Origin of the sequence: Streptomyces milbemycinicus, from assembly GCF_002154605.1 — a bacterium.
Classification (GTDB): domain Bacteria; phylum Actinomycetota; class Actinomycetes; order Streptomycetales; family Streptomycetaceae; genus Streptomyces; species Streptomyces milbemycinicus.
Genome location: NZ_MUNE01000383.1, coordinates 1 through 8,943, shown reverse-complemented (window position 1 = coordinate 8,943; position 8,943 = coordinate 1). Strand labels below are relative to the sequence as shown.

The following is an 8,943-nucleotide window of genomic DNA, read 5'->3' as shown; positions in this document are numbered from 1 at the left end:
AGATGGGTATAGGAGACAAACCGCATTCCCCGCCGCCCCCGACGACGTGGGCGACCTCGCACGCCTCATTCTCCCCGCCACCGCACCTCACCCTCCCCCGCATTGCCATGCCCGCCTGCGCAAAACCGCAGGTCACCGACGCGCTCGGTCAAAGCGCAGGGCATCGAGGGTGTACACGAGCACCGTCCGCCGCACCAGAGCCGCTCAGAAGGACACACACCGCCATGGCCGCCACCCCGGACCGCCCCAGCGCAGCCACGCCCCGCCGCAAGGCCGGACGCCACCGCGGCGAGGGCCAGTGGGCCGCGGGTCACTTCACGCCCCTCAACGCCAACGAGCAGTTCAAGAAGGACGACGACGGTCTCAATGTGCGGACACGCATTGAGACGATCTACGCCCACCGTGGTTTCGACGCCATCGACGGCGCCGACCTGCGCGGACGTATGCGCTGGTGGGGCCTGTACACCCAGCGCAAGCCCGGTATCGACGGCGGTAAGACCGCCATCCTGGAGCCGGAAGAGCTGGACGACGAGTTCTTCATGCTGCGCGTCCGTATCGACGGCGGCCGGCTGACCACCGAGCAGCTGCGGGTCATCGGCGAGATCTCCCAGGAGTTCGCCCGCGGCACGGCCGACATCACCGACCGGCAGAACATCCAGTACCACTGGATCCGGATCGAGGACATGCCCGAGATCTGGCGGCGGCTGGAGGCCGTCGGCCTGTCGACCACCGAGGCGTGCGGCGACACCCCGCGCGTCATCATCGGCTCGCCCGTCGCCGGGATCGCCGAGGACGAGATCATCGACGGCACCCCGGCCATCGACGAGATCCACAGCCGCTTCATCGGCAACAAGGAATTCTCCAACCTGCCGCGCAAGTTCAAGACGGCCATCTCCGGCTCGCCGCTGCTCGACGTCGTCCACGAGATCAACGACATCGCGTTCGTCGGCGTACGCCACCCCGAGCACGGCCCCGGCTTCGACCTGTGGGTCGGCGGCGGGCTGTCCACCAACCCGAAGATCGGCGTCCGGCTCGGCGCCTGGGTCCCGCTGGACGAGGTCCCGGAGGTCTGGGCGGGGGTCATCGGCATCTTCCGCGACTACGGCTACCGGCGGCTGCGCACCCGCGCCCGGCTGAAGTTCCTGGTCGCCGACTGGGGTGCGGAGAAGTTCCGCCAGGTGCTGGAGGACGAGTACCTGAAGCGCAAGCTGGTCGACGGCCCCGCGCCAGCGCAGCCCGTCCAGCAGTGGCGCGACCACATCGGCGTACACCGCCAGCAGGACGGCCGCTACTACATCGGCTTCGCGCCGCGCGTCGGCCGCGTGGACGGGGCGACCCTCACCAAGATCGCCGAACTGGCCCAGGCACATGGCTCCGGCCGCCTCCGCACCACCGTCGAGCAGAAGATGATCGTGCTCGACGTCGAGCAGGACCAGGTCGACTCGCTCGTCGCCGGGCTGGAGGCGCTGGACCTTCAGGTCAAGCCGTCCACGTTCCGGCGCGGCACGATGGCCTGCACCGGCATCGAGTTCTGCAAGCTCGCGATCGTCGAGACCAAGGCGCGCGGCTCCTCGCTGATCGACGAGCTGGAGCGCCGGCTGCCCGAGTTCGACGAGCCCATCACCATCAATCTCAACGGCTGCCCGAACGCGTGCGCGCGCATCCAGGTCGCCGACATCGGCCTCAAGGGCCAGCTGGTCATGGACGACAACGGCGACCAGGTCGAGGGCTACCAGGTCCACCTGGGCGGCGCGCTCGGCCTGGAGGCCGGCTTCGGCCGCAAGGTGCGCGGTCTGAAGGTCACCTCCGCCGAACTCCCCGACTACATCGAGCGTGTGCTGCGTCGCTTCCAGGAAGAGCGGGAAGAGGGCGAGCGGTTCGCGACGTGGGCGGCCAGGGCCAGTGAGGAGGCGCTGTCATGAGTGAGCGTGCGGCTCCGTTCTACTGCCCGTACTGCGGGGAGGAGGACCTGCGCCCCTCCGAAGAAGGCCACGGCGCCTGGGAATGCGCCTCCTGCAACCGCGCGTTCCGGCTGTCGTTCCTCGGGCTGCTGGCCAAGGGGCTGCGGCGCGACCACGGCGAAGGGGACACGGCGATATGACCGAGCAGGTCCAGCACACCGCGAAAGACCTGGAAGAACTGGCCGAGCGCGCGGGGCGTGAACTGGAGGACGCTCCGGCGCTGGAGATCCTGCGCTGGGCGGCCGACACCTTCGGGCCGCGCTTCTGCGTCACCTCCTCGATGGAGGACGCGGTGGTGGCCCATCTGGCCTCCCGTGTGCTGCCCGGCGTCGATGTCGTGTTCCTCGACACCGGCTACCACTTCCCGGAGACCATCGGCACCCGCGATGCGGTGGCGGCCGTGATGGACGTCAACGTCATCACGCTCACCCCCCGCCGGACCGTCGCCGAGCAGGACGCCGAGTACGGCCCCAAGCTGCACGACCGGGATCCGGACCTGTGCTGCGCCCTGCGCAAGGTCAAGCCGCTGGAGGAGGGGCTGCGCGGCTATGACGCCTGGGCGACCGGGCTGCGCCGCGACGAGTCCCCGACCCGCGCGGGCACCCCGGTGGTGGGCTGGGACCCCAAGCGGGCCAAGGTCAAGGTCTCCCCGATCGCCCGCTGGACGCAGGCGGACGTGGACGCGTACGTCGACGAACACGGTGTGCTCACCAACCCCCTGCTGATGGACGGATATGCGTCGGTGGGGTGCGCGCCGTGCACCCGGCGGGTATTGGAGGGCGAGGACGCACGGGCCGGCCGCTGGGCGGGCCGCGCCAAGACCGAGTGCGGGCTGCACGGCTGATGGCTGACCAGGAGAACCAGATGAGCGTGACAGAGCAGGGCGCCACGGTATGGCTCACCGGGTTGCCGAGCGCGGGCAAGACCACGATCGCCTACGCGCTGGCCGAGCGGCTGCGCGGTGAGGGCCACCGGGTGGAGGTGCTGGACGGCGACGAGATCCGCGAGTTCCTCTCCTCCGGCCTCGGCTTCTCCCGTGAGGACCGGGACACCAACGTCCAGCGGATCGGCTTCGTGTCCGAGCTGCTGGCCTCCAACGGCGTCAAGGTCCTGGTGCCGGTGATCGCCCCGTACGCGGACAGCCGCGAAGCGGTCCGCAAGCGCCACCAGACCGAAGGCACGGCGTATCTGGAGGTGCATGTCGCCACACCGGTGGACGTGTGCGCCGAGCGCGATGTGAAGGGGCTGTACGCCAAGCAGGCCGCGGGCGCGATCAAGGGGCTGACCGGGGTCGACGACCCGTACGAGGCCCCCGACTCCCCGGATCTGCGCATCGAGACACATCAGCAGGGTGTGCAGGAGTCCGCCGCGGCGCTCAGGTCGCTGCTGGGTGAGAGGGGACTTGCATGACCACGGTGGCTCAGATCAACGGATCGGGACCCAGCTCGGAAGACGGCGACAGCCTCTACGCGCTGACGCACCTGGACGCGCTGGAGTCCGAGGCGGTGCACATCCTCCGCGAGGTGGCGGGCGAGTTCGAGCGGCCGGTGATCCTGTTCTCCGGCGGCAAGGACTCCATCCTCATGCTGCATCTGGCGCTCAAGGCGTTCGCCCCGGCGCAGGTGCCGTTCTCACTGCTGCACGTCGACACCGGACACAACTTCCCCGAGGTCCTGGAGTACCGGGACCGTGCGGTGGCGGCCCATGGGCTGCGCCTGCATGTGGCCTCCGTTCAGGACTACATAGACCGCGGCGTCCTCAAGGAGCGCCCCGACGGCACCCGCAACCCGCTGCAGACGCTGCCGCTGACGGAGAAGATCCAGGCCGAGCGGTTCGACGCGGTCTTCGGTGGCGGCCGCCGCGACGAGGAGAAGGCCCGCGCCAAGGAGCGTGTCTTCTCGCTGCGGGACGAGTTCTCGCAGTGGGATCCGCGCCGCCAGCGCCCCGAGCTGTGGAACCTGTACAACGGCCGCCACGCGCCGGGCGAGCACGTCCGCGTCTTCCCGCTGTCCAACTGGACCGAGCTGGACGTGTGGCAGTACATCGCCCGCGAGAACATCGAACTGCCGGAGATCTACTTCGCCCATGAGCGCGAGGTCTTCCAGCGCAGCGGCATGTGGCTGACCGCCGGCGAGTGGGGCGGGCCCAAGGACGGCGAGACGGTCGAGAAGCGGCAGGTCCGCTACCGCACCGTCGGCGATATGTCCTGCACCGGCGCCGTCGACTCCGACGCGACCACGCTGGACGCCGTCATCGCCGAGATCGCCGCCTCCCGGCTCACCGAGCGCGGCGCCACCCGCGCCGACGACAAGCTGTCCGAGGCCGCCATGGAGGACCGCAAGCGCGAGGGGTACTTCTAAGCATGACCACGACGACCACAGAGCTCTCCGAGACGACCCTTCTGCGGTTCGCCACCGCCGGTTCGGTCGACGACGGCAAGTCCACCCTCGTCGGCCGCCTGCTGCACGACTCCAAGTCGGTTCTCGCCGATCAGCTGGAGGCCGTGGAGCGCGCGTCGGCGAACCGCGGCCAGGACGGCCCGGATCTCGCGCTGCTCACCGACGGGCTGCGCGCCGAGCGCGAGCAGGGCATCACCATCGATGTGGCGTACCGCTACTTCGCCACGCCCCGGCGCCGGTTCATCCTCGCCGACACGCCCGGCCATGTGCAGTACACCCGCAACATGGTCACCGGCGCCTCCACCGCCGAACTCACCGTGATCCTGGTCGACGCCCGCAACGGCGTCGTCGAGCAGACCCGCCGCCACGCCGCGATCGCGGCGCTGCTGCGCGTCCCGCATGTGGTCCTCGCGGTCAACAAGATGGACCTGGTCGACTACCGGGAGGCCGTTTTCGCGGCCATCGCCGAGGAGTTCACGGCGTACGCCACCGAGCTCGGCATCCCCGATGTCACGGCCATCCCGATCTCGGCGCTGGCCGGTGACAACGTGGTGGAGCCGTCCGCGACCATGGACTGGTACGGCGGTCCGACCGTCCTGGAGCATCTGGAGACCGTCCCGGTCAGCCACGACCTGGCGCACTGCCACGCACGGCTGCCCGTGCAGTATGTGATCCGTCCGCAGACCGCGGAGCACCCGGACTACCGGGGCTACGCGGGCCAGATCGCGGCCGGTTCGTTCCGCGTCGGTGAGCGGGTCATGGTGCTGCCGTCCGGCCGTACGACCACGATCTCGGGCATCGATCTGCTGGGCAAGCCGGTCGACGTGGCCTGGACGACGCAGTCGGTGACCATTCTGCTGACGGACGACATCGACGTCTCGCGCGGCGATCTGATCGTGCCGGGCAAGGACGCGCCGCAGGCCACGCAGGACATCGAGGCGACGGTCTGCCATGTCGCCGACCAGCCGCTGACGGTCGGCCACCGCGTGCTGCTCAAGCACGGCACCCGCACCGTGAAGGCCGTCGTCAAGGACATCCCGTCCCGGCTGACCCTCGACGATCTGTCCCTGCACCCGCACCCGGAGCAGCTTGTCGCCAACGACATCGGGCGGGTGAAGATCCGTACCGCCGAGCCGCTGCCGGTCGACTCGTACGCCGACTCGCGCCGCACCGGCTCGTTCATCCTGATCGACCCGGCCGACGGGACGACGCTGACCGCGGGCATGGTGGGCGACTCGTTCGCAACCCCTGTCCCCACCCATGACGACCAGACCGATGACGACGGATGGGACTTCTGACCATGTCCGGTGATGTCTTCTCCACCTTCGCGAAAGAGGGCGGCCGCGTCGGCAGCGGCGCCCTGGGCAGTGGCCAGGGAGGGGTCGGCCGATGTGCCAGCTGACCTGTGCGCTCCCCGTCCCCCTGCCCCACCGCAATCGAAGACCTGCCGAACTGCCGGGCGTCCCCTGACGCTGTCCCCGGCCCTCCGAGAGGAACACCTCCCGTGTCCGTCGACCGCACCACGCACCCACGACCGGCCTTCAGCCGACGCACCCGCCTCTTCGCGGCAGCCGCCGCCCTCCCCCTGCTGATCGGCGCGCTGGGCGCCTGCGGCTACGGCTCCGAGAAGGACGACACGGGAGACAAGACCGTCCCCGCCGCCGGCGGCAAGAAGATCGGCGGCCTGGACACGGTGAAGGTCGGCTACTTCGCCAACCTCACGCACGCCACCGCGCTGGTGGGCCTGCGCAACGGCGGGGAGATCCAGAAGGAGCTGGGCGGCACCAAGATCAAGCCGTTCGTCTTCAACGCGGGCCCCTCCGAGATCGAGGCGCTCAACGGCGGCTCCATCGACATCGGCTGGATCGGCCCCTCGCCGTCCATCAACGGTTATGTGAAGTCCCACGGCGACAACCTCAAGATCGTCTCGGGTTCCGCATCCGGCGGGGTCAAGCTCGTCGTCAACCCGAAGAAGATCAAGACGCTCGACGACGTCAAGGGCAAGAAGATCGCCACCCCGCAGCTGGGCAACACCCAGGACGTGGCGTTCCTCAACTGGATCGCCGAGAAGGGCTGGAAGGTCGACGCCCAGAGCGGCAAGGGCGATGTCTCCGTGGTCCGTACGGACAACAAGGTGACCCCCGACGCCTACAAGTCGGGCTCCATCGACGGCGCCTGGGTGCCCGAGCCGACCGCCTCCAAGCTGGTCGCCGAGGGCGGCAAGGTGCTGCTGGACGAGTCCACGCTGTGGCCGGACAAGAAGTTCGTCATCACCAACGTGATCGTCCGGCAGGACTTCCTCAAGAAGCACCCGGACGTCGTGGAGGCCGTGCTGCGCGGCTCGGTGAAGACCAACGCGTATATCAAGGCCAACCCCGACAAGGCGAAGGCCGATGCCAACGCCGCGCTCAAGGCGGAGTCCGGCAAGGCGCTCCCGGCCGAGGTGATCGACCCGGCGTGGAAGAGCATCCAGGTCACCGACGACCCGCTGGCCTCGACCCTGAACACCGAGGCGGACCACGCGGTCAAGGCGGGGCTGCTGGAGAAGCCCGACCTCAAGGGCATCTACGACCTGACCCTGCTCAACAAGGTCCTCAAGGCGGAGGGCAGGCCGACGGTCTCGGCCGCGGGTCTTGGCACCCAGTAGCCGCCGAGCGCCCGCGTACGCACGCATCGCGTACGCGGGCGCCCCGTACGCACACCCGCATCCCGTACGCACACCGCACGTACGCACCCATCAGGAGGTGACCGGATGTCCCCGGCACTGACCACCGACAAGGCCGACCGGGCGGGCGCGGCCGCGGCGGCCGCCGCAGGTTCGCCGCATCCCTCCGGAGCTGTCCGCATCGACCACGTCCACAAGGCGTTCGGCCGCCCCGGAGCCGCGCAGCCCGTGCTGGACGACATCAACCTCGATGTGCGCCCCGGCGAGTTCGTCTGCATCCTGGGCGCCTCGGGCTGCGGTAAGTCGACGCTGCTCAACCTGGTCGCGGACCTGGACAGGCCGACCGCCGGGGCCATCGAGGTCGACGGCGGCCGGCCGGCCCTGATGTTCCAGGAGCACGCGCTCTTCCCGTGGCTGACCGCGGGCAAGAACATCGAGCTGGCGCTGCGGCTGCGCGGCGTACCGCGCGCCGACCGCAAACCCGAGGCGGAGCGGCTGCTGGAGCTGGTACGGCTGGGCGGCTCGCACGGCAAGCGGGTGCACGAACTGTCCGGCGGTATGCGGCAGCGCGTCGCACTGGCCCGCGCGCTGGCGCAGGACTCCAGCGTGCTGCTGATGGACGAGCCGTTCGCCGCGCTCGACGCCATCACCCGCGATGTGCTGCACGGCGAACTGACCCGCATCTGGAGCGAGACGGGCGTCTCGGTCCTGTTCGTCACGCACAACGTGCGCGAGGCGGTGCGGCTGGCCCAGCGCGTGGTGCTGCTGTCCTCGCGGCCGGGGCGGGTCGTCCGGGAGTGGGCGGTCGACATTCCGCAGCCGCGCCGGATCGAGGACGCGGCCGTCGCGGACCTGTCCATTGAGATCACCGAAGAACTGCGTGGGGAGATCCGCCGCCATGGCCGGCACTGAGACCACCGGCGAGTCGCCGAAGACGACGGCCGCCGTGGAGAAGACGGACGAGCCCACAGGGGAACGGCCAAAGCAGTCCAGCCAGGACCTGGCGGGTCTTGAGGCCGGGCTCGACGCGCTGGACGCGGTGCAGATCCGGCGTACGTCCCCGGCCGAAGTGCTGGTCCAGAAGGTGCTGCCGCCCGTCGTGGCCGTCGCCCTGATCCTCCTCATCTGGAAGGTGCTGGTCTGGGCGAAGGTCACCGACGACTACAAGCTCCCCGACCCCAAGCTGGTCTGGGACGCGCTGCACCAACTGTGGCTCAAGGGCGAACTGCTCGACATCATCTGGACCAGCGTCTCGCGCGGCCTGTTCGGCTTCCTCATCGCGCTGGCCATCGCCACCCCGCTGGGGCTGATCGTCGCCCGGGTGAAGTTCATCCGCGCCGGGATCGGCCCGATCCTGTCCGGACTCCAGTCGCTGCCCTCGGTGGCGTGGGTGCCGCCCGCGGTGATCTGGCTGGGCCTCAACGACAAGATGATGTACACCGTCATCCTGCTCGGCGCGGTCCCCTCGATCGCCAACGGCCTGGTCTCCGGCATCGACCAGGTGCCCCCGCTGTTTCTGCGCGCCGGACGCACGCTCGGCGCCCGGGGCCTGGTCAGCGCCCGCCACATCCTGCTGCCCGCCGCGCTGCCCGGCTATGTCGCCGGGCTCAAGCAGGGCTGGGCGTTCTCCTGGCGCTCGCTGATGGCCGCGGAGATCATCGCCAAGTCCCCCGACCTGGGGCTCGGGCTCGGCCAGTACCTGGAGAACCAGCGCAACAACTCCGATATGGCGGGGGTGCTGCTCGGCATCATCATGATCCTGTTCGTCGGGATCGCGATCGAGCTGCTGATCTTCGCCCCGATCGAGCGGCGGGTGCTGCGCAGCCGGGGCCTGCTGGCAAGCGCCCGCTGACGCACCGCCCGTACCCGCCCCGTAAGGAACCGTACCCGCCCCCTGTAAGGCTGGTCCTTATACACA

The 8,943-nt window shown here is 69.7% G+C and carries 9 protein-coding genes; all 9 read left to right on the top strand.

The window, feature by feature from the left end; genetic code table 11:
- Positions 1 to 224 precede the first annotated feature (224 nt).
- Positions 225 to 1,922, top strand: coding sequence for a nitrite/sulfite reductase (locus CCN51_RS29150; RefSeq protein ID WP_014175608.1), 1,698 nt, complete (start codon positions 225 to 227; stop codon positions 1,920 to 1,922).
- Positions 1,919 to 2,101, top strand: coding sequence for a hypothetical protein (locus CCN51_RS29145; RefSeq protein ID WP_014175609.1), 183 nt, complete (start codon positions 1,919 to 1,921; stop codon positions 2,099 to 2,101). The genes CCN51_RS29150 and CCN51_RS29145 overlap by 4 nt, the downstream gene beginning before the upstream one ends.
- Positions 2,098 to 2,805: a phosphoadenylyl-sulfate reductase gene (locus CCN51_RS29140; protein ID WP_014175610.1), complete on the top strand. Its 708-nt coding sequence runs from the start codon at positions 2,098 to 2,100 to the stop codon at positions 2,803 to 2,805. The genes CCN51_RS29145 and CCN51_RS29140 overlap by 4 nt, the downstream gene beginning before the upstream one ends.
- Entirely contained in the window at positions 2,805 to 3,371 is a 567-nt protein-coding gene (gene cysC, locus CCN51_RS29135) for an adenylyl-sulfate kinase (RefSeq protein WP_078610392.1), read from the top strand. Before CCN51_RS29140 ends, cysC begins: the two co-directional genes overlap by 1 nt.
- Entirely contained in the window at positions 3,368 to 4,321 is a 954-nt protein-coding gene (gene cysD, locus CCN51_RS29130) for a sulfate adenylyltransferase subunit CysD (protein ID WP_014175612.1), read from the top strand. Before cysC ends, cysD begins: the two co-directional genes overlap by 4 nt.
- A gap of 2 nt (positions 4,322 to 4,323) precedes the next feature.
- Entirely contained in the window at positions 4,324 to 5,658 is a 1,335-nt protein-coding gene (locus CCN51_RS29125) for a sulfate adenylyltransferase subunit 1 (protein WP_014175613.1), read from the top strand.
- A gap of 206 nt (positions 5,659 to 5,864) precedes the next feature.
- The gene (locus CCN51_RS29120) at positions 5,865 to 7,007 is read left to right on the top strand and encodes an ABC transporter substrate-binding protein (RefSeq protein WP_014175614.1); all 1,143 of its coding nucleotides are present in this window, start codon (positions 5,865 to 5,867) and stop codon (positions 7,005 to 7,007) included.
- A gap of 105 nt (positions 7,008 to 7,112) precedes the next feature.
- Entirely contained in the window at positions 7,113 to 7,937 is an 825-nt protein-coding gene (locus CCN51_RS29115; protein ID WP_014175615.1) for an ABC transporter ATP-binding protein, read from the top strand.
- Complete coding sequence (locus tag CCN51_RS29110; protein ID WP_014175616.1) at positions 7,924 to 8,877, top strand: ABC transporter permease; 954 nt, start codon at positions 7,924 to 7,926, stop codon at positions 8,875 to 8,877. The genes CCN51_RS29115 and CCN51_RS29110 overlap by 14 nt, the downstream gene beginning before the upstream one ends.
- The last annotated feature ends 66 nt before the right edge of the window (positions 8,878 to 8,943 follow it).